The sequence below is a fragment of the Polyangiaceae bacterium genome (assembly GCA_020633235.1).
GTDB lineage: Bacteria > Myxococcota_A > Polyangia > Polyangiales > Polyangiaceae > JACKEA01.
Genome location: JACKEA010000010.1, coordinates 174324 through 200560, shown reverse-complemented (window position 1 = coordinate 200560; position 26237 = coordinate 174324). Strand labels below are relative to the sequence as shown.

Genomic DNA, 26237 nt, shown 5'->3' with positions numbered 1-26237 from the left:
GAACCAGCCCGGAACGCAGTGTGGCAACGATGATCACGCGCGCGAACGTGCGCTGAACACCACCGAAGTGGTCACCTGGTCATCGGTGTTCATGGCGCAAGTGGAACCCACGCTCGCCGATGTCTACAATCCGCATCCTGTACCGCTGCTGGGTCGAGCGCGCCCCCTACGACGAAGCTCGCTACCTCAACGCCCTCCGCAAGCGCAACGCGCCGTTGCTCACATACGCTAGCGAAAATCCAAATTAGGACTTGCGGTCCGTCTCAGGGTGCTTGTTAGGCGGCACGATCGACGGCGTGCACGGGAACCCGGAGAAGAACGGCCACGGAGACTGCGATCCCGACAATACACGCGAAGATGCGGGTCGGAATGATTACCGTCGACGCAACTGCATCGATTGCGAGCGCTATCGGAAAATACAGAGCAAATAGCGTTGTGAAAGGGATGACAGCGAGCGCGTAGCGCTTAGCGCGTATGGCGCGCACAGCCGCGACAATGACGAAGGCTAAGGTGCCGACAACAAGACCAGCGAACAGCAGCCATGGATTGATCGGCGACGCCTCGCGAACGTGGGCAGGAGTCAAGAACCAGTGGGAGAGACTGAGCAGCAGTTCGACAATCAGCGCTGCGCTCATCCAGAGAGCAGGGGTGCGAACAGTGCGCCAGAAGCCTGGGGGAGAGGGAGACACGGTCCGCCTAACGTACCGCCAATAACCCGCGGCGGCCGTGGAACAGATGATACCGCAGCTCCGCACGCCGAACATCTCGAACACAGCGACGCCTCGCCGCCGGCGGGTTCATTGGCTTGTTAGCCGGCATCACCCCACAGCCGGCGCCAGTCCTTGGGCGGAACCTCGAGTCGACTCACAACATGGAGAGCCCCCAGCAGTGCATTGGTCTCGGCATGCTCAGCAAACACGTACCGGGCGCCGCCAGGTAGGGAAAAAGTCCACCAACGCATGCGTTGCCCCCGGCACGCGTCGAGGCGTTCGCACAGGCCGACGACGTCGGCATGCAGGGCCTTCGCGTGCGGCCCGGCTCGACTTGCGAGAGAGCGTGCGCGAACGCCGTAGGTCGAGCGAATCTCATCGCAGGAGACGATGTCGCCCGCGGACCCAAAGGCTTTGCCGGTATCAACAGCAGCATGGGCAAGGGCGACATATGGGTGCTCGCCATCGCCATGTCGCGCGAAGAACTCTTCGGAATTAGAGACCACGTGGGCGTCCGGCTAACGTACCGCCAATAACCCGCGGCGGCCTTGGAAGAGATGATACAGCGCCTCGCGATTCCGAACACACCGAAGGCAGCGACGCTCTGCCGCCGGCGGGTTCATTGGCAGTTAGGCGGCGCCTCACCAAACGACGAGGCATCCGTCGGGGTATGCGCCAACCCAGCCACAGGGAAGCGAGCCGGCCGCATATGCTCGGTACAGACGATCATAGAAATGTGGTGCGCCGGCAGAATCGAAGACCAGTTCCTGGAAGTAGCCCAGTAGGTCCCACCGAACATCGTCCAACCACTCGCTCGGCAGTTCCTCCACTTGGAGAGTCGATTCGACTCGGTCAAAATGGGTCGCGAGTGCGTCCTTGAGGTGGCGAGTAGCCGCGTTCCACAAGCCCCGCGCGTCTGGTCGCTGGGTCGTGATGAAGACAGTTAGGTCTCCTCTTCGTTCCAGCTTGAAGTTCTCCCACTCTACGGAGGCCAGGCGCTTGTGAGCGTCCTCTCGCGAGGTGACGACAGCCGCCTCGATCAGAACCGGAGGCGAACCGCACCGTGAGAACCAACCAATAGACTCGAGTCGGGCCGCGGCGACGACGCTTCGGGTGCGGTCAGGTAGATCCTCTTCGCGCAGCCTGTTGCGTGGCATTGGGTCCGGCTAACTAGAGTTCTACCGCGACGCCCCGATTTATCCAGTGCCCTGACGTCGCGTGATTCCGCGGGGTTGGGTTACTTGCTCGCGGGATAAACAGATAAGTGGAGGTCCGAGAGTGCGCGCGACAAGGCTCGACGCGAGGTTCCGCGGCGAACCAACATGAAGACGCTCAGGGGCGGCGCGGGCCTGGCCGGCGATGTGCCGGGCTGGGCGATGTGCCGCGCGGGCCTGGCTGGCGATGTGTCGTGCGGGCCTGGCTGGCGATGTGCCGGGGCGCGCGGGGCGTTATTCGTTGGCGAATTTGTCGAGGACCGAGGAGTCCGTGACGCGGACGGTGCGGCCGGGTGCGAGGGCGCCGGCTGTGCGGAGCTTGGCGAGAGCACGGGAGAGCGTTTCCGGACGCATGCCGAGCACCGTAGCCACCACGTTTTGTGGCGTGCTCAGGGTGCCGGACTCGACCTGCTTCAGCAGGAAGCGGGCCACGCGACGCACGGCGGTGCCCTGCAGACCGTGGCGCTCTTGCACCCTCCGGCCTGCCTCGGCGACGGCCAGCTCGAGCACCGCACCCATGGGCGAATCCAACTGTCCGACCCAACCCAGGAACGCGCTGGGCTCGAGGGCACAGAACACGACGTCGGTGAGCGCCGTGACCTGGTACGGCGCGCGTTCGTCGATCAGCACCTCCAAGCCGAGAAGCGTGTCCGGACCGCGAACGGCAAAGGACGACTCGGCACCCGACTCGCTGGCGGAACCAATGGCGACTTGACCGCGACGAACGTAGAGCACTGCGCGCGGCTTCTCGTCCTGTTGAATCAGGATCGCGCCAGCCGGGCGGCGCATGTCGGAGAACGGGCATTCTGCGGGTAGAGAAGCCACGCCCAGCCGACACGTTCGGCAACGCAGCGGAAGATCATTGAGCTGCCGCTGCGCGGACTTGTCGTCGTCGCTTGATGATGACGTGCTCGACACGCTTCGATGCTAACGCTTTGTGCAGGGCCACCTCCCACCGCTCATGACCGCCGTCATGTGATCGGCTGACGTGATCCCGCGGTGGAAACCAACGCGCTTTCATCGGGAATTTCCGGGGGAACGCGTGGGCGCTTGCAACCGCACGCTGCTCGCCTAAGCGTCAGGTGTCATGAACAAGCGCCTCGCCCTGCTCGAACAGCTGGTCAGCTCCGGCAAAGCCGATTCCTTCGCCCGTTACGGCCTGGCCATGGAGTACCGGAAGGAGGGGCGTCACGAAGATGCGTTGGCGGCGTTCCAAGCGTTGCGGGAAGCGGATGCGAGCTATCTGCCGATGTACCTGATGACGGGGCAGCTGCTGATGGAGATGTCGCGCAACGACGACGCCAAGGAATGGTTGCGCGCCGGCATCGAGCTGGCCAAGACCAAGGGCGACGGCAAGACGCTGAGCGAGCTCGAGGACGCGCTCGCCGAAACCTGATCGCGTCAGCGCGGGTAGAGGGTGCCGAGCGACCGCTCTGAGGGAACAGGGGCAAGCTGATCGAGCCAAGCTCCACGGGCTCGGTGCCGGGGGTGACGACTCCGAATGCACTCACGGTAACGAGGGTGGGATGGCGGTGGCGCCCTCCACCGGCGCGAAGCCGCAATCCACGACCTTCGCGAAGCCGACGCCGGTCTGCAGATCGACGTGGGCGCGGGACGCGAACGCGTTGCCGGGTACGGAGAGCGTGGCGTTTCCCGAACCGTCGCTCTTGACCGAGGTGCCTTGCAGCACGCCGGCGGATTCGACGACACCCAGATCGGCACCCAACGCCGTCTTGAAGGTCGGGCGCCGTCGGCTCCGGAGCGCCCACGTCGAAGCTACCGTTGCACTCGGCCGGCGCGGGGTGCGCCGTCGGGCTGGAGGCTTCGCCGCACCCGGCCAACAGCAGCGCCAACGTGTGCACGCAGAGCTTTGGCATCAGCCGATGGCGGGTGGCGGCAACGTCCAGTGGGAGCTGCCGCCGGCAGGGTCGAGCGCGGGCGGCACGTCGTCCTCGGCGTCGCCGAGGAAATCGAGGATCTCGTTGCGGCGCGCATGGGCGTCGGAGCGCCCCAGCTCGATCAGCCGCCGCGCGAACTCACCGTCGAACAACAAGTAGCTCGCGAGATCCGCGTCGTCTGCCACGCCCATGTCCAGGAGCTTGAGCAGCCGCTTGGTGACGGCGGGCCCCGCGCGGAGCTTACCCTGCCGCAGGTGATCCGCGGCGAGCTGGCCGATGCCTTCTGTGGGGCGAACCACCAAGGTGCTGATGGGGCGGAACTGGTGACCGCCGCGGGTGGCGGCGGCGCCGTTCAGACGATCGACGAACTCCTTGCCGAAGCCGGCTTCTCCGCTCTCCAAAATGTCGTTCAGCAGGTTGACGAAGCCGAGGTCGCTGTCCAAGTGGTCGAGCAACAGGGCGTTCATGATCTTGCCCAGCAAGAACGTGGCGCTCGGTGCTTGCGTGGGTTTGGCGTGCGCGATGCCGCGCACCAAGCGTGAGGTGCCCACCACGAACACGTGGGTGGCCCCCAGGCGAATGGCGGGGGCGATGGGCGTGTTCTGACGCACGCCGCCGTCTACGTAAAGCTGGCTGCCGATCTTCACCGGCGGAAACAACATGGGGATGGCCGCGGAGGCCAGAGCGTGCTGCGGCCCGATGCGATCCGCGCGAATCAACGTGCGCGGCGGCGCGCGCGTGGGCAGCGAGGTGGTCGGCCCCGTCTGCATGAAGATCACGGTGCGGCCGGTGCTCACTTCCGTGGCGCTCACGCTGAGCGCCCGCAGGTGTCCCTTGCGCATGGTGCGCGACACGGCGCGCCACGGGATTTCCCGCTGCACCAGCTCCGCCATGGGGGAGACGTCGAAGATACCGGCGCCGCCCTGCCCGCCGAGCAGCACGCGCGGCAGCGTCATGGCTTGGCGCCAGCCGAAACCCAGCACGCTGTCGAGGCTCAGGCTGCTCCAGACGTCCACCAGGCGGCGCATGCCGAGCACGGGATCCGCCAGGTGCGCGGCCAGATAGCCGCTGTTGATGGCACCCACGCTGGTGCCACACAAGATGTCGACCCGCGGAGGCCCACCGCGCAGCCGCGTGAGCTCGTCGAACAGGTACCAGAGCACGCCGACCTCGTACGCACCACGCGCACCACCGCCGGACAGGATGACGGCGAGCCGCCGATTCGGACGCTCTAGGCTCACGAAGGCGAAACGCTACCTTTGTCTGCGCTCGACTGCACGTCTTCTCGCGCTGACCCCGGCACGGGCTGCTCCCCGGTGACCGGCGCGTCGGCGAGATCCTCGGGCAGCTCACCGATGAGACGACGTACCATCGGCCGGCGAATGAACGTGCCGCGAAGCTCGGGATCGCGAATGGATTGCAGCAGGGTGAGGATGTAGGTCTTGGCGCGCTCACGCATCTCGTCGGCCTGGGGAGAGTTGGCCTTCTGCAGCGCCTCGACGCACAGCGCACGTGTTTCGAGGCCGTACTCCGAGCCCTGCACGGTCTCGATGGCGCCCATGGCGGTGGTGGCGAGCAAGATGCCGGTGTGGGACTCGCCGATGTCCACGCGGGCGGCGGCTTCGGCGGCCATGGCGTAGAAGTGGAACGCAACGTAGGCCTGCGCCTCGGCGGCCTGCCGCGCGTCGAAGGCGTGCATCACGGCGGTGCCCGAGTCGCCCATCCGCCGCGCCAGCACCGCGCGCAGAATCTTCTCGTGTACGGAATCGTACGCGCTACCGGTGACGGCGGTGAGGGCGCCGGCGTCTCCCACGAAGGTGTCCGCCGCGGCAATCTGATCCATCTCGAGCTGCACCTCCGCGGTGCACAAGAGCGTGTCGGCGCGCGCGTCTTGATCGCCGTAGCGCTCGTGGGCCTCGCGGGCGCGCTTGAGGTACGCGAGCCCGCGCTCGCTGTCGCCCAGCCGCGCGTAGCTCTGTCCGATGTTGCTGAGCGTCTTGGCAATCTGGAAGCGTCCGCCAATGGCCAGGTCGATGCGAATCGCATCCAGCGCCAAGGCAATGGCGTCCTCGAAGCGACCGAGCACGTACATCGCGAAGGCCAGCGAGTTCTTGGCGCGCGCCTCCAGGCGCCGGGCGCCCACCTGACGGAAGACCGCGATGGCTTCCGCGTGAGCATCCACGGCCTCGTGCACGCGACCCACGCGCCGCAGCAGCGTGCCCCGAGCCCGCAGCACCTCGGCGCGCAAGCGAGGAGGGACGTCCTGGCTCTGGGAGGTTTCCAGCGCGCGATCGCAAGCGGCCAGGGCTCCCTGCATGTCCCCGAGGTCTCGCAGCATCTCCGCCATCAGTGATTGGGCCTGCACTTCCAGCACTGCGGAGCCGGCTTGAGCCGCGACTTGTTCCGCGCGCTGGGCCGAGATGAGCCCCCGCGCCAGGTGCCCTTCGTCCAGCTCGAAGCGCGCCGTGCGGAGCAGCGCCGTGGACACCCACCGCGGCTTGCCGCTGTCCCGCGCCAGCTGGCGGAAGGCCACCAACTGCTTGCGCCGCTCGCGCCAGCGCCCCTGCACGCGATACATGTTCTCGAGGGCTTCGTGCGCTTCCAACCGGCGCTGGTCGCCCTCTTCCATCATGGCCAGGGCGCGGCGGTAGTAGCGCGTCGCGAGCTGCGTCTGATAGCTGGAGCGCGCCGCCGCGGCCGCCGTGAGGTACAGCTCCGCGGCTTGGCTCTTGGCCACGCCGCGCGCCAGATGCCGCGCGACGATGGCCGCCGTGAGGCCCTGCGCCAGCGGCGTGTCCGCCAGGTGCAAGCCCAGAGCTCGATGCATGCGACTGCGCTGCCCGCGTTCCAGCGCGCGGTAGGCAACGTCGCGCGTCAGCGGATAGCGCACGTCCACCGAATCGTTCTTGGTGTCGCACAGGCCGCGGGCGCACAGACGAATGACGGCTTCCTCCGTGGGCATGCCGCGCAGCGTGGTGAGATCTTCCAAGCTCAAAGGGCCACCGGCCACCGCGAGCCACTCCACCACCTCTTGCTCCTCCGGCGGCAGCTCGTTCAGGCGGTCGGCGATCAGCTGCTCGAGCGTGGAGGGCAACGCCAAGGCCGGCTCGCCCGGCCGTTCCACACGAACCAGCTCTTGTGAACCGTCAGCCCGCTCCCGAAGCTCGAGGGTGCCGCGCTCCAAAAGCGCGTCCACCATCTCGAGCAGGAAGAATGGATTGCCGGCGGCCCGCGGTAACAGATCTGCACACACCTGGGCTACGCCTTCGGACGCCCCGAGACGACCGGCCACGAGGCGGATCTGGTTTTCCGCACTGAGCCCTTTCAGCTCGATGCGCACCATGCCCTCGATGTACGGCGCCACGCGGTCGTCCGGGCGCGTGACCAGCACCGCGATCACCGGCATCGGATCCTTGCGGCGGATCAGCTCCGAGACCAGCTCCACGCTCGGACGGTCGCTCCACTGCAGGCCTTCGATCACGACCACCAGCGGCTGCTCCAGGGCGGCGCGGGCGAGGAAACGACGAACGCCGGAGGAGATCAGCTTGCGGTGGCGGGCGGCGTCGCCTTCGTCCGCGGCCTGCGCCACGCGACCGGTGGTGAGCTCCGCCATGCGCTCCACGATCTCCGCGCCGGCCTCGCCGCTGGCGAAGTCCCCGAGAGAAAGCGTAATGGCCTTCTTCACTTCGTCGATGGGCTGATCCGCCTTGGTGTCGGTGAGCTCCCGGACCCAGTCGGCGATGTTGGCGAAGGGCAGCTCGCTCTTGGCCGGCGAGCATTCCACGCGGAGCACGCGCACGTTGTCGGGCAGCTCGGAGACGAAGCTGTTGACGAGCGCCGTCTTGCCGATGCCCATCTCGCCGTACACCACGCGGGCGGACACCTGACCCAAGCCTCCGCTCGGGCCCGGAGTGACGGCGTTGTAGTAGGCGGCTTGCAGGTCCGCGAGCTCGGCATCGCGGCCCACGAGATCTCCCGCGGCGCGCTCCGTTTCCTTGTGGCGCTCTTCCCGAGTGAGCGGCCGCACCAGGCGGTACACCCGCATGTTCTCCGGAAGGTTCCGCGCAACGGCGTCGTCGATGCCGATGGCCGGAGCCTCGCCCCAAACGAAGTCGCGCCGCACCAGGCGGTACAAGCCTCCGGCTACGAAGGTGGCCCCCGCCGGCGCGCCCTCGCCGATCAGCCCCGCCAGGTAGTCCGCCGGTTCCTGCAGGGAATGATCGATGAGGTGACCGGCTTTGTCGCGACGACCACTGGCAATACCGCGCACGATGCCGACGCTCGCGCGGAGCTCCACCGGCATGTCGCCGGAGGAACCCTCGATGGCTTCGTGAACGTCCACCGCGAACCAGGCGGCGTCCGCTGCGGCGCGGGCCGGGTTCGCCATCAGACCGACGACGGCGCGCGCGGTGTCCGGCAGCTCCATCGCGCCGCCCCCGACCTGGCGCGCCGCCCAGGTGAGCCGCGCGCTGCGTTTGAAGGCGATTTGATCCAGCGTGCCCTTGAGCTGATCGATGAAGGTGCTGGCGGCGGCTTCTCCGATGGCGTTGGCCAGCTCCGAAAGGCCGTGCAGCCGCAGGGTGATCACCGCCACGTGGCGCACCTCCCGGCCCGCCCGCTCGTGGAGCCGAGGGCGGATGGGCCGGCCCGGACCGGTGGCTTCGTCGCTGGTTCGGGGCTCGGCGGTGCTGTCGCCCTGAGGCTCGGATTCGCTGGATTCCGCGTCGTCCCCGTACTGGCTCTCGGCGGCGCTGCCGGTGAGATCCTGCTCCACGCCGGGGGAGGTGTGCTCGCGGCTGACGATCTGCGACAGCACGCCTTCCAGCACGTGGGAGTCGACCATCTGCTGCTTGGTGAACAGCGTTCGCGTGATGGCGCCCGCCATCTCTCGCGCGGTCTGGAAGCGATCCGTCGGATTCTTCGACAGCGCCTTCATCACGATGGCTTCGAGCTCCGGCGGGATCTCGCGGGCGAAGGTGCTGGGCGGCTCCACGCGACCCGCGCGCACTACCTCGAGCAGCTCCTGCCCATCCGCGGCGCCGTGGAGCGGGCGCCCGGTGAGCAGCTCGTGGAACACCACGCCGAGGGAGTAGATGTCGGTGCGCCGATCGACCTTCTCGGCGCGGGCCTGTTCCGGCGACATGTACGCCGTCTTGCCCTTCAGCACGCCGGGCTCTTCACGGAACATGTTCGCGGAGGCGATACCGAAGTCCGCGATCTTCACCGCGCCCTCGAAGGACACCAAGATGTTCTGCGGGGAGACGTCGCGGTGCACGATCTCCAGCGGGGAGCCGCCTTCGTCCTTGCGCTCGTGGGCGTAGTGGAGGCCCTTCGCCACCTCCGCCACGATGTACGCCGCCACCCACGGCGGAACCCGCTTCTTGTTGGCGCTGGCGGAGCGCATCACCTTGCGGAGATCCGGCCCCTCCACGTACTCCATGCTGAGCAGCTGGCCCTCGTCCCCGTAGTCCTGGAAGTCGTAGACCTGGACGATGTTGGGGTGGTTCAACCGCGTGGCGAGCTGCGCCTCTTCCGCGAACATCGCGCGAAAGCGACGGGACGAGCCGTACGCCGGGAGGATGCGCTTCACGACGAGCAGCTTGTAGGTGCCCTCGGCGCCGCGCTTCTTGGCGAGGAACACCTCCGCCATGCCCCCGGCGCCGAGCCGGCGGATGACCTCGAAGTCCGCGAGGCGCTCGGGGACTGGTCGCGGGGGCTCGTCGCTCATGGGCGCTCGAATGCTACCGCGGATCGGCCTCGTCGTCGCTGCCGCTTGCAGGGCAAATCAAGGGCATTTTTGTCTCGGGGCGGAGCCTCGTGCAATGGGCGCCGGCACGAGTAGACTGCACCCAATGCGACGAATCGCCGTGCTGACGCTGGCCGGAACCCTGACGCTCCTGTCCACAGCTTGTTCACCGGCCGCACGAGGCGGCGAAGGACCTCGGAACCCCAGTGCCGAGGGTCCCATCAACCCCGCGAAGATCAGCGACGCCCAGTTCGCCGAGAGCACCTATCGCGTGCTGCTCTCGGGCGAAGAAGACAGCCAGCGCTTGGACTTGCTGGCCGGGGTGGTGCGACACCAGCTGGCGCGGGCACAGAAGCGCTTTCGCACCAACCGCGGCGCCGGCCTGGCAGCGCTGACGGGCGGGCTGTACCTGCTCAGGTCCGGCGAGCTTCGCCAACAGATGTTGGAGGGCGCCGCGCCGGCGCTCTCCGCCGGCGCCTCGGAAGTGGCGCGTGTGGGCGATGAAGGCCGCTCCCTCGCGCTCTACACCATGCTCCGCTCGGTGCTGAAAGAAGGCGCCGAGAAGAAGGACGTCGACTCCCATCTCGCGGCGCTTTCGCGCTGGACCGCCACCGCGGGCAACGGCCCCATGCAGTCCGCCGGCACGCTGCAGCGCACCGCAGCCAACCGCTCGCTGCTCGAGACGAATCCGGAGACCTTGAAGCAGGCGCGCGAAGCGACCGTCGCGTGGATCCACCGCGGCCTCGAGTTCAACGCTTCCGAAACGCCAATCCGATCGAACTTCGAACGAGAAGAAGCCATCGAGGCGTACCGCTCGGTGCGCGCCGGCGGCGCCACGCTGGTCGCCCTCTACCTGCGCCACGGCGACGCGAAGGGCGCCCTCGACGCGTTGGAGAACGGGGACCTGACGCGCATCGTTCCGCCGGGGCTCACGGAGCGACTCGAGCGCGCGGCGTCCGACGACGATCCGGAAGCGTGGGGAGATCTGTATCGCCTGTTCGAGTCTTCCGAAGACATGAACCGACCGGAAACGTCCATCGACGGCGCCCTCAGCCGCGCAGCAGCGTGGGGCACGGCGGTGGAGCTGTTTCGTGCGGAGCCGAAGAGCATGCGGGGCGCCGCGCCGCTGTCGGCCCAGCTCGTGGAGTACGGCATGGCGGAAGCGGCGCCCTTGGTGCTCGCCCCCGCCCTCGGGGAAAAGCCCTCGATAGACGAGCTTTCCTGGGGCATGGCGCTGGTGCTCCGGGCCATCATCACGGAAGACGAGATTGGCGATCTGCCGGCGGCGCGCCGCACCTTCGCGAACGCCAAGCCCATCCTCACCGTGGCCGGCGAAAAAGAGTACGCGGGGCGCCTGCGCCCGAGCGCGGGTCGTCTGTACTACGTGATGGCGGCCCTCGAGACGCGGGCGGGCGAGCTCGGACGAGCGCTGCCCCACGTGGAGGCCGCCGTGAAGACCGAACCGTCACAGGCGGCCTACAGCATGCTGGCCGCGATTCAGCGACAGCGCGGCGACACCCAACGCGCGCTGTCCACCCTGGACCAGCTGGTCGCGTTGGCCAAGCGCGCCGGAGATCGCGCCGCCGAATCCGAGGCGAGCCTCACGCAGTACGAGATCTATCGAGACAAAGGCGACGCCGCCCAAGCGCAGGCTTCCCTCACGCGCGCGCTCAAGGGCGCCCTGGACGCTCGACAGCAGGCTCGCGGCTCCGCGGAGCAGGCCCGTGCGGAGCGCATCCTGGCCCACGTGCTCGAGCACTTCGGTGCGGCGCAGGGCGCTCGCCGCGCGACGGATCGCGCCTATGAAGCTTCGCGCAGCGATGCCCGCCAGCTGACCGCCACGTTGCTGGACGCCGCGCGCCGCGCCCTCGTTCTGGGAGATCTCAACGCTGCGCGCAAGGCGGTGCACGAAGGCGTGGAGGCCGGCCTCGAGAACGAGGATCTGGTGTACATCGCCCTGTGGCTGCGCTTGGTGGAGATCCAGCAGGGCGTGCCCAGCGATGGCACCGTGGAAGAAGCGCTGGCCAACGTCGACGAGGACAGCGGCTGGCCTGCCAAGCTTGCTGCCTGGGCTCGCGGCAAGCTCGGCGATAGCGAGCTCACCGCGGCGGCGCGCTCTCGCGTGCAGAAGACGGAAGCCGAGTTCTACGTGGCGATGAGCCACCGCAAGAAGAACGGTCAGGTGCTGCCCAAGCTGGAAGAGGTCGCCGGCAGCCAGGCCATCGAGCTGGTGGAGGTCGCCATCGCTCGCGATCTGGTGGCACGCCACAAGGGCGGCGTGGACGTTTCGCTCCCGGCAGGCGTGCAGGTGCCCTGAGCGCTACTGCACCATCACGCCGAGGTTGAAACAGCGCGCCTTGTTCTTCGAGCTCTGAGTGCGCGTGCAGGGGTCGGAGGCCATGTGGGCGGCGCGCTCCGGATCGCTCTTGTGCACTGCTTCGGCTTCCGTGAGCTGCTGCTCGACCTCTACCTCGGGATCTGGAGCGGGCGCAGCGGAAGCGGGGGCCGTGGAGGACGCGTCGGGTTTGGGGCTGGCTCCGCATCCCGCCAAGAACAGTGTGAACAGAACAGCGACTCGCATCCTTCGAACGTAGCGGAAGTTGGGGCCTCGATGCCGCAATCCATGCGCGGGGCTGGGCTGCGCGCCCCCCAGCTTTGAGGAAGGTCCCGCCGTTTCCTCGCGTAGCAGGGGCGGCACGGGGATTGCTGTGCGGGTCCGCTTTGCTCGCCCCACGCGAGCACCCACGACACCGGGTGACTGCCATGCTTCGACTTCGCCACGCCTCACTTCTCGCGTTCTTGCTCCTCGGCTGCAGCTCCGGCGGCGGTGGCGGCGGCGGCTACCCACCGGGGGATCAGTGCGGAGCGCTGCAGCAGTGCTGCTCGGAGATGTCCGACGCCTCGCAGCGGGACGGCTGCATGCAGGCACTGTCGCAATCCAGCGGCGCCCAAGATCCCTCCCAGGTGTGCGGCTCCGCGCTGAGCACCTACGCGGCAGCGGGGCTGTGCAACGCCGGCACCGGCGGCAGCGGCGGTGGCTCGGGTGGCATCGCGGGCTCCGGCGGCAGCGGGGGCGCCGTAGGCGGCAGCTGCGCCGCGCTCTCGGAGTGCTGCAACGCGGCGGACGCCACGGTGAAGGAGCAGTGCCTGACCGCGCTGGCTACGTATCAGCAGTCACCCAACGCGGAGTCGCTGTGTGACTCGGCGCTGTACGCATATCAGCAAAACGGCGTGTGCGGTGGGGGCACCGGCGGCGCTGGCGGCGTCGGCGGAACCGGCGGCGTGGGCGGAACCGGTGGCACGGGCGGCGTCGGCGGAACCGGCGGCGCGGGCGGAACCGGCGGCGTCGGCGGAACTGGCGGCGTGGGCGGAACCGGTGGCGTGGGCGGAACCGGTGGCGTGGGCGGAACCGGTGGCGTGGGCGGAACCGGTGGCGTGGGCGGAACCGGTGGCGTGGGCGGAACCGGTGGCGTGGGCGGAACCGGCGGTACCGGTGGCGGCGCCACCAATCTGATCTTCAGTGAGTACGTGGAGGGCAGCAGCAACAACAAGGCCCTCGAGATCACGAACCTCGGCAACGGCAGCGTGGATCTGTCGAGCTGCCAACTGCTCCGCTACTCCAACGGCTCCACCTCGGCGTTCGTCATCGACGTGTTCGCCAGCACCATTCTGGGAGCAAAGCAGAGCTTCGTGGTGTGCCACTCGTCCATCGTCTCGAGCACCTACTGCGACGCGCTCACCTCCAGCATCAACCACAACGGTAACGACGCCTACGAGATCGCCTGCAACGGCGTCACCCAGGACGTCTTCGGGCAAATCGGCTTCGATCCCGGCACGGCCTGGACCGGCGGCACCCTCTCGACACAGGACATGACCTTGCGCCGCAAGTGCACCGTGACGACGGGCGACAAGAACGGCAGCAACGCGTTCGATCCGCCCCTCGAGTGGACCGGACAACCCATCGACACCCTGACGGGCCTCGGTAGTCACTGCAACTGAGGCACGAGGTTCCGCGGCGCACCAACCAAACACGTCGCTTGCTGGGTCATGGGATTGTTGGTCCCACGCGGAAAAAGCCCGAAACGTTCCCGCTGTTCGAAACGGCAGACGACATTCGCTGGTGAGAGCTCAGCTCGGCGTGAGTCGGAGCAGCGCCTCGCGGATCAGCTGGTCCAAAGGCAAGCGTTCGGCCTCCGTGCCGAGGGCCGCGACCACCTTGCAGCACTCAGCCTTCTTGAACCCCCGTCCAGGCTCAAACTGCCTTGTTCGGAAGGGCGTGACCCACCCGACACCGGCTCCACGCGATCGGGAACATCCGGCTTCGGAAACCAGCGCGCGAGCACGATCAAGATGTCGGCCTTGGTCCTGCCGGCCACGTCCTCGAGCAGCCGAGCGTGATTCTCGGCCGTGAGGCGCTTGACGATGAGCGAAAGACCGGTGAGGTGCAAGCGGCCATCAGCGATCATCTCCAGCGCGAGGGGATAGGTCTTCGCCGCGTGCGCTCCGGAAACGCTGCGATGCGCCTGGCCCTCGCTCATCCCGAGGCAGCGCATGCACAGATCGTAGAGCGACGAGTAGCCGCGCACCAGATGCAGCCGTCGCTCTTCGATCAACGCCAGATGCACCAGAAGCCGGGCGATGGCGCGGCGACGAGTGGCGTTCGCCGTGAGCGTACTTTGCCAAAGCGCTTCATTCGAGAGCGCATCGAGAGCTTGCAGCCCAATGGATTCGTGACATTCGTAGTTCTGGTTCGACATGACTCCCCCTTGGGTTCCCCATCGGCATACCACGCGAAATTTGGGCTCTTTCAGTGCCTCGCTGGTGGGCGTTCAGAGCGCCCGACGCTTCAGAAATCGAAACTGAATCGAGACGCACTCAGAGCGCTGCTGAGTGCCCGCACGACCGGCATCGTGAGGCGAGACGCGATCCCGCGACCCCGCGCGCTCAAAACCTTGTCGAGCAAATTCGACATTGAGCTGTCTTTTTCTTGCGCGCAGCATGTGCCAACGCGGCCCATTCGCTGGCGCGCTGGCGAAGGTCGCGACAACGTTCCTCCCGTTCCATTCGCTGGCGAAGGTCGCGACAACGCTGCCCGCTCGCGAACGTCGCGCTGACGCTCACCGCGGGCGATTCGCAGGCGCGCCGCGACGAGCGTGCACCCTTACGCTTCTTCGACGCGACTTCGCGACGGTCGAAACTGGAGGCGACCGCGGCGAACCAACAAGCTCTCGCCCACGAAGTCGTGGGCAGTGCACGAGAACGCTCAGCTGCGTTCGAGCTTGGCGGCCATGGCCTCCCCCAGCTCGACGGCGCGCTTGGTGGCGGACTCCACCGCGTCGATCAGCGTGCGGCGCATGCCGCCGGACTCCAGAGTGTGCAGGCCGGCGATGGCGGTGCCGCCGGGGCTCGTCACCATGTCCTTGAGGCGCCCGGGGTGCTCGCCGGTTTCGAGCAGCAGCTTGGCGGAGCCGAACACGGTCTGCGCAGCGAGCAAGAGCGCGGTGTCGCGGTGTAGGCCGACCTTCACGCCGCCGTCGGCCAGCGCTTCGATCATGAGCATGATGTACGCGGGGCCGCTGCCGGAGAGGCCGGTGACCGCGTCGATCAGCGATTCGTCCAGCACCACCGTGCGACCCACGGCTTCGAACAGCGTGCGGGTGACTTCGACGTCTTCTTCCGTGGCGTGAGCTCCCGGGGCTACGCCCGTGGCACCGGCAAGCACGATGGCCGCGGTGTTGGGCATTGCGCGCACCACCCGCACGCCGCTGTGCAAGCGCGACTCGATGGCGCGGATGGGCACGCCCGCCGCGATGCTCACCACCAGTGTGTCGGGGTTCACGGCCTCACCTACCTGCTCGAGCACGCGATCCATGACCTGCGGCTTGATGGAGAGCACGAGCAGATCGGCCCAGCTCACCAGCGCCTTGTTGTCCTGGGTGGTCTCGATGCCGAACTCGGCGTGGAGCTCGTCCAAGCGTTCCCGGCGCACGTCGCTGGCGCGAACCTGATCCTTCTGCACGGTGCCGGATGCGATGAGCCCGCGAATGAGTGCTCCCGCCATGTTGCCGGAGCCGAGCATGCCGATACGTCGCGATTCCATGCGCGAACGGTGGGCGATGCGCGCCCGCCTTTCAAGCTCGATTTGTCGCCAGCTCGCCGATGCCCAGCGCCACCAGGGCCGCGCGTGCCTCCGCCGCGTCCCGCGCGAAGCGCACGCCCTCCGGCAAGGACGCCGGCGCCTCCGGTGCGAAGTACACCGCCTGGGCGCCTACCGCGAGCGCCCCCACGACGTCCGCTTCCCAGGCGTCGCCCACGTGCACCAACGCTTCTGGAGCGACACCCAGCGCCTTCGCGGCGTGCTCGAAGATGCGGCGGTCCGGCTTTTCGAAACCGAGGCGACCGGAGTCCGCCACCACGCCAAAGTGTTGCCGTTGCCCGAGCTCCGTCACCAGCTCGGAGAGCCGCCCCTCGGAGTTGGAAACGATACCCACGGGCACGCCGGCGCTTTCCAGTGCATGCACCAGCTCGAACATCCCGGGGATGGGTTTCCTCCACAGATTTTGTTGGGGCTGCGCGGAAAAAAGCCAAGACGCCAGCGCGTCGATGTCGGCACCCTGGGCGTCTGCGCGCGTGAGCAGTGTGCGCATGAAGGTGCACCACGCGTCGCGTCCCTCGAGCCCCGCGCGCTTGGCGTCACCGTAGGCGCGCCACGCGGCGTCGGTCTCGGCGCGCGCTCGCGCGGGATCCAGCTCTGCGCCGCGCTCTGCCACGCGGCGCGCCAGCATCTCGTGGTCCAGCTCCGCCAGGGTCTGGCCGAAATCGAACGTGACGGCTTTCACCCGAACAAGCTCTTCAGCTTTTCGACGAAGGTGCGCTGCTGCGGTTGCACGTCCTCGCCGAGCTCCGAGGCCAGCTGTTCGATCAGCTCCTGCGCGCGATCGCTGAGGTTCGTGGGCACCTCCACGCTCACCTCCACCAGCTGATCCCCGCGGCCGCCGCGCACGCGGTGCGGGATGCCCTTGCCGCGGATGCGCAGCACGGTGCCGGGCTGCGTGGCGGGCGGCACGCGCATCTTCACCTTGCCATCCAAGGTGGGCACTTCCACCTCGCCGCCCAGGGCGGCTTGCGCGAAGGTGACGGGCACGCCGCACACGACGTCGTCCCCGCGACGGTGGAAGAAGGGATGCGACGCGACGGAAACGACGACCTCGAGATTGCCGGGAGGCTTGTCCGGATGCGGGCGGCTGCCGCCGCCCTCCACGGTACGGTTGGCACCGGACTCGATACCCGCCGGGATCTCTATGCGCGTGGTGCGCTTGATCTGTACCAAGCCGGAGCCGCCACAACGACGACACGGCGTGCTCGGAATGCGACCGGTTCCGCGACAACGGGAGCACGCGCGCTCCACCGGCAAGGGCAACATGCCCTGCTGGAAACGCACGCGGCCCCGGCCGCCGCACGCACCGCAAGAGGTGACCGGCGTGCCCGGCGCGGCGCCGCCTCCCTTGCAGTCGCTGCACGTGTCCATGCAGTCGTAGCTCAGCTCCTTGTCCGCTCCGCGCGCGGCTTCCTCGAAGCTGATCTCGATCTTTTGGCGTAGGTCGCCGCGATCCTGAGTTCGAAAGCCAAAGGCTCCGAGGATGTCGCCGAAGATGCCGTCGAGGCCGCCGAGATCCACGAACGGAACACCACCCGGCCCGGCGCCCCCCGGCCGAAAGGCCGCCTCGCCGAAGCGATCCCACGCCGCGCGCTTCTGCGGATCGCTGAGCACTTGGTAAGCCTGATTGATCTCCGTAAAGCGCTTCTGCGCGTCCGGATCACCCGGGTTCCGGTCGGGGTGATGGCGCGCCGCGCTGCGGCGAAAGGCCGATCGGATCTCGGCGTCCGAGGCCTTGCGCCCGACACCCAGTACCTCGTAGGGATCTCGCACGGCGAACCGACCCTTGATAGCACGGCCAGGCTCCGGATCGAGGCGGCGCTTCCAGAATTAGCCCCGGTGTTCTAGCCTTGCAGCTGCATGAGCGTATCGGACCCGCCCGGCGACCGGCGACGCGCCCAACGAGCGCCGATTGAGCTCAAGGTCGAGTACAAGCGGCTGAATACCTTCTTCGCCGACTACACGAAGAACATCTCGCGCGGGGGTACGTTCATCGCCACGGAGCGGCCGCTGCCCATCGGCACGGAGTTCGTGTTCGCCCTCGGCATCCCGCACCTGGAGGAGCCGCTGCGGCTCCGGGGCAAGGTCATGTGGATCACCGACACGGACCACGCCGAAGAAGAGAGCCCCGCCGGCATGGGCATCGAGTTCCAGTTCACGAGCGACGACGAACGGCGCGAGAAGGTCTCTTCCGTAGAGGCGCTGTTGGTCGAAGAGCTCGGCGAGCACCTGGCCGAGAAGCTCCTGGGGCGAAAGCCCGAAGCCTGAGCTTCAGCGCAGCCGGAGGCGCAACAGAGAAGCAGCGGGCACGCTAACCTTGCCGCCGAAGGTCGCCCCGGGCTCCGGCAAGAGCCCGTGCTCCACGGGCGTCCACGCCGCGGTGTCCTCGTGGAAATCGCTGCTCGCCAGGCGGTCGATCTCGAGCTCCGTGGCGCCAGTGGCGCTCTCGAGCACGAAGGAGAAGTCGACGGCGTCGGTCAGGCTGCGGTTCACGACCAGGAGCCAGCCGTGACCGTCCGTGCCGCTGGCCGCTACGGCGGAGAGCACGGGCGTGTCGGTGAGCTCCGGTATCAAGCCCACGGGCTGAGTGCTGTGCGTCGGTGAGCCGACCAGCGTGACCGGCACGTACTTCTGATCCGCCAGCTCCCGGAACGCCTGGAACACGAGGCCGAAGGACGAGACGCGCGGGTTCGGCGTGTAGCTGTCGGGATAGCTGGACCAATCCGGCAGGTCGACGTGGACCGGCGCCTGCCACAGCCAGCTCACGGGGTTGATGTGATTGGCGATCTGGATGCGTGGGTCCGACACCATCACTTGGTAGTCGAGGGCCGAGTACAGGGCGGAGGCCCAGCTCTGGTTCCGCTCCACCTCGGCGATGATGGTGCTCGGATCCGCCCCGGCGGTGGGCAGGAAGAACGAGGCGTGCTCGGTGATGGCCAGAGGCAGCCCCTTGTTCACCGTGGCGGCGTGAAAGTCCACGTCTTGCGCGATGAAGCTGCTGGTCGTCCGGAAGAACTCCGGGTACGCCAGCATGGCCTCGTACACCGATTGACCGTCCAGCGTGGTGCCGGGCGCATAGGCGTTGTGAACGGCGAAAAAGTCGGCCTTCTCCTTCACGTTCGTGAGCACCTGCTCGTTCCACTCCGGCGTGCAGTTGGGCGCGCACCAGAATGTGGTGTCCATCGTGCCAATCAAGCCGAGCTTGGCGTTCGGCTCCACCGCACGGATTGCCTTGGCGTATTCGTCGAACTTCTGTCCATAGAGCGCCGGATCCATCGGCGGGAACACGGTGCCGCCGGGGCTCGGCAGGTACATCTCGTTGCCGATCTCGATGTACTTGGGCGTGATGCCCTTCCCTTTCCAGTACGCGACCCAGTCCGCCGCTTCTTGCGCGGTGCCGGTGCCCACGTTCACGGTGAGCAAGATGTCCATGCTCAGGTCGTCGGCAAAGCTCGCAAACTCGTCAGGGCCGAAGTTGGGCAGCTCCTTCTGCAACACGTTCGCGGAGTCGAGGTCCAGCGTGTATTGCGGGAGCCGGGAAGCGACGGGGCCGACGGCCTCCTTCCAGTGGAAGAGGTCGCTGAGGGTGCCGCCGGGGTAGCGCATCTGAGTGATGCCCAGCTTGGCGAGCTCCGTCATGATCGCGGGGCGCGGCGCGCCGGCAGTGACGCCGCTCGCGTCCGGCGCGAAGATCCCGTTCGCGAAGTGCTGCCACTCCACGCCGTCGCCGAAAAGCATGGGCGAGATCGGATGGGCGGACTGGGCGAAATCGACGCTGGCGCAGGGAGTTGTGACGTCGGCGCACGTCGCGACGGTGGACGTCAGGGTGGGCAGACCGCCGCTGCCCGCCGCGCCGCCGCTGCCCGCGACGCCGCTGCTGCCCGCGGCGCCCCCGTGCCGCCGCCACCATGCCATGCCCGCCGCACCGCCGCCGCTCGGCGCGCCGCCGCTGCCGCCGGCGGCGTCGTCCGAGCCGCAGGCGGACAGGGCCGAGATCAGCGCCAAGCCGGCGAGCCGCGTGGTACCGCGGCGAACCGACATCCAGCGGAAGCTACTCGGTCCACTCCACATCGGACGCCGGCATGGTGCGGTAACGCTTGTCGATCTCGTCCATGAGCTCGAGGAACCAGCCTTCCATCTTGGGTCCCTTCTCGCGGACCGAGTCCGTGTAGAAGGTGCCGCGAATGCACTCGGCTTCGTCGGCCTTGCCGGAACGGCAACGGCCGTCCACGTAGACGAGGATGGCCTTGGGCAGCCGCGTGGCCTTGGAGTCGCCGCCGAAGTTCATCCAGTTCTTCAGGAAGATGATGGCCGCCTTGAGATCCTCCGGCGTCTGCCCGTAACCGTGCAGCAGGTAGATGACCGGATAGCGCTTGTCGATGTTGCCGTTGTGACCGTAGCCCGTGGGCAGCGAGATGCTCACCGGTCCGGTGCGTCCGCGAGAATCGGTGAAGGAGAAATCACAAGTGCCGTCGATCTCGCACGGGTCTGCGCCGGGGATGGGATCGAAGGCGGCGTCGTCGTCGAAGGTGCGCGGTGCGTCCGGCCAGCGCGAGCCGATGTAGTAGAGGGCGGACTGCAGGCGACGCGCGATTTCGTCGACCGTACCCACGTGCTGTCCGGAGCCGTTGTCGATGTCCGTCTGCGTCGGGTCGACCTTGCCGTAGCGCAGCAGCACGCCACCAGGGACGTCGCCCCAGTCGATGTTGCCGGCGACGAAGCTCTTCGGGTCCGTCGGGTCTTGCCCGGGGATGTGGTGGAACTCCTCGTAGTAGTGGACGATGCGTCCGCGGCTGGCCCAAGCCCCCGTCAGCGCTTGAGCGTCCACGGCGAAGTTGAACAGGTCCCGGGTGCCGCCGTCGGTCCATAGATCCAGGCGCGCCAGAGCGTCGTCGTCGAACTTCTTGGCCTGCGTGGCCATCGGCAGCTGATCGATGATGGAGCGAGAGTCGCGCTCCAGGAAGGTGCGGTAGCCCGGCGCGTAGTCGAACTTGCCGTTGTCCTCGCCGAAGTCATAAGGGCTGCTCGCGGTGTTGGCGACGCCATCGAGACCGTAGTCCTTGTAGGGCTCGCCTTCGTCCCACCGGTAGTTGCCCTCGGTGCCCGTCGGGTTGTACTGCGGGTGGTAGTCGTCCCCGTTCGGATCGTCGTTCACGCCCGCCTGGTAGCCGGGCTCCTGGGCGTCCGCGAGGCCGTCGGTGCCGACGTCGTCGTAGGGCTCGTGGCCTTGGCGCAGGATGGGCTCGTCCTCGTCTCGAACGCCGTTGTTGTTGTAGTCGACCGCCAGTGCCAGCTCGAGCGGCTTGTTGTTGCCGGTGTCGCTCCAGGTGTTGGCGTAGGGCGTGAGGTCCTTGTTCTGCGGCGAGCCGTCACACACGGTGATCACCGGGAAGGTGCCGTTGGGGTTGTACTCGTCGTCGTAGTAGTTCTGCAGCACCGTGGTGTACTTGCAGCGCTCCGCGGGACAGTTGTCGTTGAGCTCCTTCTGCTTGGCCTCGTTCGGATCGCCGCTGATGGGATCCACGGTGACGGCGCACTCGCGCCCCGGATGATCCCCGACCACGGACTTGTCCGTGGGGGAGATGCCGGCGGGCAGGTTCTCCGCTCCGGGCGTGGGGTTGTAGCTGTTCGGGTTGCCGAACATGAGCGCCAGGTCGCGGAAGATTTGCACGTACTCCGAGCGCGGGAAGCTGCCGCCGTTGCCCGTCTTCGGGTACTCGTACCACCACTGGTTGAAGGACTGAGGGTGCTCGTAGGGGAGCGGCGCTTCCGCCATGGTGCCGAGCTGGGTGGGAGGCGTGGTGCCGTCGTTGGGCAAGAAGCCACCGAGGTGGTTCTTCTCGATGTAGCCGAGCATCCAGGTCCAATCCACGGGACCACCGAGCGGCGCGATCACGTCGAACTTGTCGTGATTGCGCATACCGAACATGGCGGTGCCGCCGCCACCCATCGAGATGCCGATCAAGGCGCGGTGCGTGAGGTGGCGCGTGCGGGTCAGCGTGCCCGCGTCGCTCTTCACGATCGCTTGATAGGTGCCGAGCCAGGGCGCCGAGAACTTCAGCACGTAGCCGTCGCCCTCGGGCACGATGGCGGGGTTGGCGATGGGGATGGCGCGGGGCGTGTTCGCGTGGGGGCCGGTGTAGCTGACGGTGATGTGACGCAGGCGTGCGCCCGGCGGAGTGGCGGCGGGGTTGATCGGGACCGAGAACGGGATCTCGCGTTTGAGCACCGTGGTCTCGGGACCAAAAGTGATGGCCGGGCCGATGGCGGTGAAGCCACTGGGGACCTGATCGGCGCCGCAGCCGATGGTCGCATCGAAGGGATCCACGTGCCACAAGAAGCTGCCGGAGTTCGGCTTGGTCGCGCCGCTCTGCAGACCGATCGACGCGCCGGCCAGGCCGCCGCTGCCGGAAATGGTGACGCCGTCGTCGAGCTTGCCGGATTCGGTGCCGGAGCAGGTGGGCAGATCCTTGGAGCGAACGTCGACGTCCAGCACCGCCGTGGCGTCCGTACCGTCACCCTTGGGAATGCTCGCCGTGAGCGTGGTCTTGCCGCTGGCCTTGCCCGTGACTTTCACGTGAAGGCGCGGTGTCAGTAGGTCCGCGGTCTGCGCAGCGGGTGCTTCGATGATGCTCTCGTCGCCGGTCGCAAAGCTGACGTCCGTGGGTACGCAGATGTCGGGCACCACGACGACGTCGACCTCGCGCTCTTCGTCGGGCGCGAGCACCAGCCGCTCGGGCTCGAAACGCAAGGCCACGAACACCGGATCCGGAGGCTGAAGGCAAACTTCACCCGGCCCGGGCTTGGGATAGTTCGCGTCGGGGCCCGCGTCCGCCGTCGGCTTCTTGGTAGTGCCGCCGTTGTCCGAAGAGCAGCTCGCCATGGCGATGGCCGAGCCGAGTGCCGTGACGCAAGCCACCGCGCTGATGAACCGAAGTCGAGCGAGGGACAAGTGAGAGCCTCCGAGCTATTCCGGGGAGCGCGCGCACACGTACGCGTCTCCCAGATTCCAAGCACCGGTCCGAGCGCACCGGCTCGAACGGCCACAAGCGTACCCGCTCACGCTGCGCGTTGCCCGTGTTCGACGCAGGCCGCCCCAGTTTTCTCCGACGATGTGGGACAGCCGGGGGCGCCGTCGTCGCCGTGCGTCACGAGACACGGGACAAAAAAAAGTGTCCGCGTAGAGGGGCCGGGGGGGGGACAGCCTCGCTCCACGCGGACGAAACATCAGGTAGCAGCCCACCTGCCAAATTGCAAATCCCTGAAACGGCACGCCAAACGCAATTCGACTGAAACGCCGTGCAGGTCAGTGGAGGGCATTTCAAATTTGAAATGCGGTTCGCGTCCTTGGGGCCTTAGGTCCATGACGCGCCGTCCGCCGTCCCCGTCGGAGGACAATGTAGGCAAGGCCTGTCGAATCTCATGGGGCGCAGCGAAATCCCCACCGCTGGCCGCTCCGGTCCCGGTCCTGGAGCACCATTTCGGTGGTGCTGCGCCCCCGTCCCCAGGTTCCGAGATCCGTACCCGCCATGCGCGCGGGCACTCCGCCTTCGCTCTCTGCGCTGAGGGCATCGAGACAAACGCCGCGCACGCTCGCGAGCATGCGCGCCGTCACACGACGCGCGCGCACGCTGTCCGCACCCTTCGCGAAGTCCACGTAAGGATCGACCGGCGGCTCGCCTTCCAAGATGTAGCCGTCGTCACCGGAAGCGCAGTGCTCGGGAGTGTTCGCGAGCTCTTCGCCTGCGAGCTCGATGGGCTCGGAGACGTCGCCGCTCTCGGGATTGACGGGATACACGTACCACTTCGTGGCGATGCCCCGCGTGCGGCGTGCTTGCACCCAAATGGCGAGGGCGTCGCCCCGCTGGTTGCGAGTGAGCTCGCTGTGCAGCATGCCGCGAGCGCGCGATGCGTCCCGCAGCGGGTACATGCGCACGCGGACCAAGCGGTTGCCTTCGACGCGGAAGAGCTGGAACGCGTTGTTGCCCTGCGCCGAGCCCAGGTACCAAGTGCTGCCCAGCTTCACCGCGCCGGAGAGCTGGTACAGGCCGTTCTTGGCGGCGCCGCTCACCGGGACGATGGTGCGGTTCTCTTCCAACAGATAGAGCTCCATGGTGCCGCGGGCGTTCACCAGCAGCGCGGCTCCGCGCCCCGAGGGTTCGAACGCGGCGCTCCACGCGGTGGGCGCGCTCGGATCGAGACCGAAGGCCTGTGTTGCCGAGATCTGATCCGCCCAGGGGGTGCGGGACACTGCCGTGGACCACACCGCATCGGCCAGGGACCACTCGTCGAAAGCGCGGACCTGCCAATTGCCGACGCGATCCCAGCTGGCGCCGCGGGTTCCCCAGGCATAACCGCGGAGCTTGGTCTGCGTGTGCTCGAGGCCGTAATCGAGCCCGACGTCCTCCGCCTTCTTGGCCGGCGGCGCGACGCCGAAGAAGCTCGCCCACGGTGCTTCGTCCATTTCGTCGGGACGATGCGCCCGGTAGCGGTAGGTGGGACGCGGCGGCGGACGCTTGGTACCAGCCGGCGGTCCGTAACCCGCGCCGGTGGGCACGCACTCCATGCGCCAACGCCCACCGCCGGGGCTCGGCAGCACAGTGGGCCGCGGCGCCTCGGCCATCACCAGCTCGGCTTTCTCCTTCTTGCCGCTCCACCCGACGCGAAGCCAGGAGCCGAACGCGCAGCCCACGGGGCCGCAGCCCCGGATCTCCGAGCTCGCGCCGACCTGACGCCGCGCGCGCTCGTCCGCGGAAGGCGGCAAGTCCACTTCGCGCCAGGTGAAGCCGCCGTCCACTGTCTCCGCAGCGCGCCCGCCGCGACCGAGCACCAGAGCGAGGGTAGAGGAGAGCAGCGTTTGCCCGATGTCGTTCTCGATCTTGCCGATCTTCACCTTGCCATCGAGGTTCACGCGCACGCCGACGAAGGGGCCTGCCGCGACGACCCAACCAGAAAGAAAAATGTCTTTCTTGCGTTTGGTCTCGACGAAACCATCGAGCCACAGGCCCTTCTTGAGCAGCGCCAAGGTGGATGCGTCCGCCTTGGGGAGCTTCAGCTTCACGCTCTTCGCGGCCCCGGAGCGCTCGACGATCGTCAACAAGCCGGGTGCGCCGAGGCGCGGCGGAACCACCACCGCCGCACGCCCGTCCGTCAGGGCGACGACGCGCTCGACGCCGACGTCACCCTTCACCTTGATCTCGCGGGATTTGCCCGCGCGATCCACCACGCAATAGCTGCCCCCCGAATCGCTGTCGTGCTCCGAGCAGGAACCGCGGATCACGAGCGAACCGTTTCCGCTGGAAGCCACGTAACGCGGCCCGTCGAAACGCATCATGCGTTCGAGGCCCATCGGCGCCTCGAAGCGGTACACCGTCGTTCGACCGCGCTCCTCTCCGCAGACGAAGCCGAAGGAGTCCCCGAGGGGAACGCCCTGACAAGTGGCTGCGCCCACCAAGGCGTGCTCGTCGACGTCGAGCAGGCGGCCGTCGCTGAGACTGACGCGACCGATGGCACCTTGATGGATGACGACGGCGCTCTGCTTGTCGACGGGGAACCCGTGCAGCACGGCGTTGACCAGAGGTTCGCGACCGAGCGGACCCGGCGGCGGCAGCGTGGACTCCGGGGGTGGGGGCTGCGCGTTCAGGTTCTTGGCCTTGCCGTGGCGGCCGGCGTGGGAGAACAGGGCGTCTCCTTGGGCGCCCACCGTTTCCTGTCGCACGGCGCCATCCGGGGACAGCAGCAGGCGTCCTTGGCCCGTGCTCATGATGATGCCCTGCCCCTCGAGCTTCACGCCGTAGGTTGGGTACACGTCGATGCGGCGCCAGCTGGAGCCCGCGTCGAACGTCGCCAAGATGCCCTGGTAGGGCACCTCCACTGCACCGACCCATTCGTCCGCGAAGGCCATGTCCGAATAGGCCGGGGCGACCGGCAACGATCCCAGATCCGTCGGCTTGCCGGTCTCGGAATCGAGCGCGACGACGTCCACGGAACGCCGGTCCACGACGTACAGGCGATCGAAGCCCGGCACGATCTGCTCGACGTCCAAGTCGACGTTGGCCATGGGCTCGAGCTGTCCGGCCCAGGTCTTCGCCCGCCAGATGAGCGCCGTGCCACTGGCGTTGGTGTAAAAGACGTAGCCGCCCCCGAGGCGATCCGGCAGCTCGACGAAGCTGACGCTCCGGCCGCCGGGAAACACCTCCTTGGCCCGCTCCAAGGAGCCGTCCACGCGCTGCACCACGCGAATGCCGTGCACGATGAGCCGTCGGGTACCGTCGGGGTCGACGGCGTTGGTGGTGACGCCGCTGCCCTGCGGCAGCGCAAACAGGCGTGCCGGCGTCACGTAGCGGGGCGGCGGACCGCTCTTGCTCGACTTGACGGACTTTGCGGCGCTGCGCGCCTTGGGCGTGGCCCCTCCGCAGCCGGCGAAGGCGAGAGACCCCGCGGTGAGCGCCAGAGCGACGAGACGTACAGTATCAGTGGAGCGGAGCGCTCTAGTCGCAGCGCGAACCATGG

Annotated in this window: 18 protein-coding genes; 4 read left to right on the top strand and 14 right to left on the bottom strand. The window is 67.7% G+C overall.

Translation table 11 applies throughout. The annotated features are described in order from the left end of the window. Positions 1–275: 275 nt before the first annotated feature. The 3 genes from H6717_40385 to H6717_40375 all read right to left on the bottom strand — a co-directional run bounded on the left by H6717_40385 (position 276) and on the right by H6717_40375 (position 2713). Positions 276–635, bottom strand: a complete 360-nt coding sequence (locus H6717_40385) for a hypothetical protein (protein MCB9583361.1) — start codon at positions 633–635, stop codon at positions 276–278. 173 nt (positions 636–808) lie between these two features. Next, complete coding sequence (locus H6717_40380) at positions 809–1216, bottom strand: hypothetical protein (GenBank protein MCB9583360.1); 408 nt, start codon at positions 1214–1216, stop codon at positions 809–811. A gap of 942 nt (positions 1217–2158) precedes the next feature. After that, positions 2159–2713, bottom strand: coding sequence for a Crp/Fnr family transcriptional regulator (locus tag H6717_40375; GenBank protein MCB9583359.1), 555 nt, complete (start codon positions 2711–2713; stop codon positions 2159–2161). 298 nt (positions 2714–3011) lie between these two features. Here H6717_40375 and H6717_40370 point away from each other — a divergent pair, with 298 nt between their 5' ends. Then, complete coding sequence (locus H6717_40370) at positions 3012–3320, top strand: tetratricopeptide repeat protein (protein ID MCB9583358.1); 309 nt, start codon at positions 3012–3014, stop codon at positions 3318–3320. Positions 3321–3431: 111 nt separating this feature from the next. Here the strand turns inward: H6717_40370 and H6717_40365 are convergent, their stop codons facing one another. The 3 genes from H6717_40365 to H6717_40355 all read right to left on the bottom strand — a co-directional run bounded on the left by H6717_40365 (position 3432) and on the right by H6717_40355 (position 9550). Further along, a complete protein-coding gene (locus H6717_40365; protein ID MCB9583357.1) occupies positions 3432–3650 on the bottom strand; it encodes a hypothetical protein in 219 nt (72 codons plus the stop codon). Positions 3651–3800: 150 nt separating this feature from the next. Next, positions 3801–5063 carry a patatin-like phospholipase family protein gene (locus H6717_40360; GenBank protein ID MCB9583356.1) on the bottom strand — a complete coding sequence of 421 codons (1263 nt, stop codon included), beginning with the start codon at positions 5061–5063 and terminating at the stop codon, positions 3801–3803. Continuing rightward, positions 5060–9550, bottom strand: coding sequence for a protein kinase (locus tag H6717_40355; protein MCB9583355.1), 4491 nt, complete (start codon positions 9548–9550; stop codon positions 5060–5062). The genes H6717_40360 and H6717_40355 overlap by 4 nt, the downstream gene beginning before the upstream one ends. Before the next feature lie 124 nt (positions 9551–9674). Between H6717_40355 and H6717_40350 the strand changes: the two genes are divergently transcribed. Then, complete coding sequence (locus H6717_40350) at positions 9675–11885, top strand: hypothetical protein (GenBank protein ID MCB9583354.1); 2211 nt, start codon at positions 9675–9677, stop codon at positions 11883–11885. Positions 11886–11888: 3 nt separating this feature from the next. Here the strand turns inward: H6717_40350 and H6717_40345 are convergent, their stop codons facing one another. Further along, the gene (locus H6717_40345) at positions 11889–12149 is read right to left on the bottom strand and encodes a hypothetical protein (protein ID MCB9583353.1); all 261 of its coding nucleotides are present in this window, start codon (positions 12147–12149) and stop codon (positions 11889–11891) included. A 182-nt stretch (positions 12150–12331) separates the two neighbouring features. Here H6717_40345 and H6717_40340 point away from each other — a divergent pair, with 182 nt between their 5' ends. Continuing rightward, positions 12332–13567 (top strand): lamin tail domain-containing protein, encoded by a 1236-nt coding sequence (locus H6717_40340; protein MCB9583352.1) that lies wholly within the window; start codon positions 12332–12334, stop codon positions 13565–13567. A gap of 164 nt (positions 13568–13731) precedes the next feature. Here H6717_40340 and H6717_40335 read toward each other — a convergent pair whose 3' ends face one another. The 4 genes from H6717_40335 to dnaJ form a co-directional block, all read right to left on the bottom strand. Further along, positions 13732–14325 (bottom strand): hypothetical protein, encoded by a 594-nt coding sequence (locus H6717_40335; protein ID MCB9583351.1) that lies wholly within the window; start codon positions 14323–14325, stop codon positions 13732–13734. A 506-nt stretch (positions 14326–14831) separates the two neighbouring features. Further along, the gene (proC, locus tag H6717_40330; GenBank protein ID MCB9583350.1) at positions 14832–15668 is read right to left on the bottom strand and encodes a pyrroline-5-carboxylate reductase; all 837 of its coding nucleotides are present in this window, start codon (positions 15666–15668) and stop codon (positions 14832–14834) included. Positions 15669–15699: 31 nt separating this feature from the next. Beyond that, entirely contained in the window at positions 15700–16407 is a 708-nt protein-coding gene (locus H6717_40325; protein ID MCB9583349.1) for an HAD-IA family hydrolase, read from the bottom strand. Beyond that, positions 16404–17498, bottom strand: a complete 1095-nt coding sequence (dnaJ, locus tag H6717_40320) for a molecular chaperone DnaJ (GenBank protein MCB9583348.1) — start codon at positions 17496–17498, stop codon at positions 16404–16406. The genes H6717_40325 and dnaJ overlap by 4 nt, the downstream gene beginning before the upstream one ends. 87 nt (positions 17499–17585) lie before the next feature. On the opposite strand from dnaJ, the gene H6717_40315 reads away from it, so the two are divergent. Then, on the top strand, positions 17586–17993 hold the full coding sequence (locus H6717_40315) for a TIGR02266 family protein (GenBank protein MCB9583347.1): 408 nt from the start codon (positions 17586–17588) through the stop codon (positions 17991–17993). Between the two features lie 3 nt (positions 17994–17996). Here H6717_40315 and H6717_40310 read toward each other — a convergent pair whose 3' ends face one another. From H6717_40310 to H6717_40300, 3 genes are all read right to left on the bottom strand, one after another. Next, on the bottom strand, positions 17997–19766 hold the full coding sequence (locus tag H6717_40310) for a hypothetical protein (protein ID MCB9583346.1): 1770 nt from the start codon (positions 19764–19766) through the stop codon (positions 17997–17999). A gap of 10 nt (positions 19767–19776) precedes the next feature. Further along, positions 19777–22677, bottom strand: a complete 2901-nt coding sequence (locus tag H6717_40305; GenBank protein MCB9583345.1) for a hypothetical protein — start codon at positions 22675–22677, stop codon at positions 19777–19779. A 468-nt stretch (positions 22678–23145) separates the two neighbouring features. Beyond that, positions 23146–26235, bottom strand: a complete 3090-nt coding sequence (locus tag H6717_40300) for a hypothetical protein (GenBank protein MCB9583344.1) — start codon at positions 26233–26235, stop codon at positions 23146–23148. Positions 26236–26237: the final 2 nt, after the last annotated feature.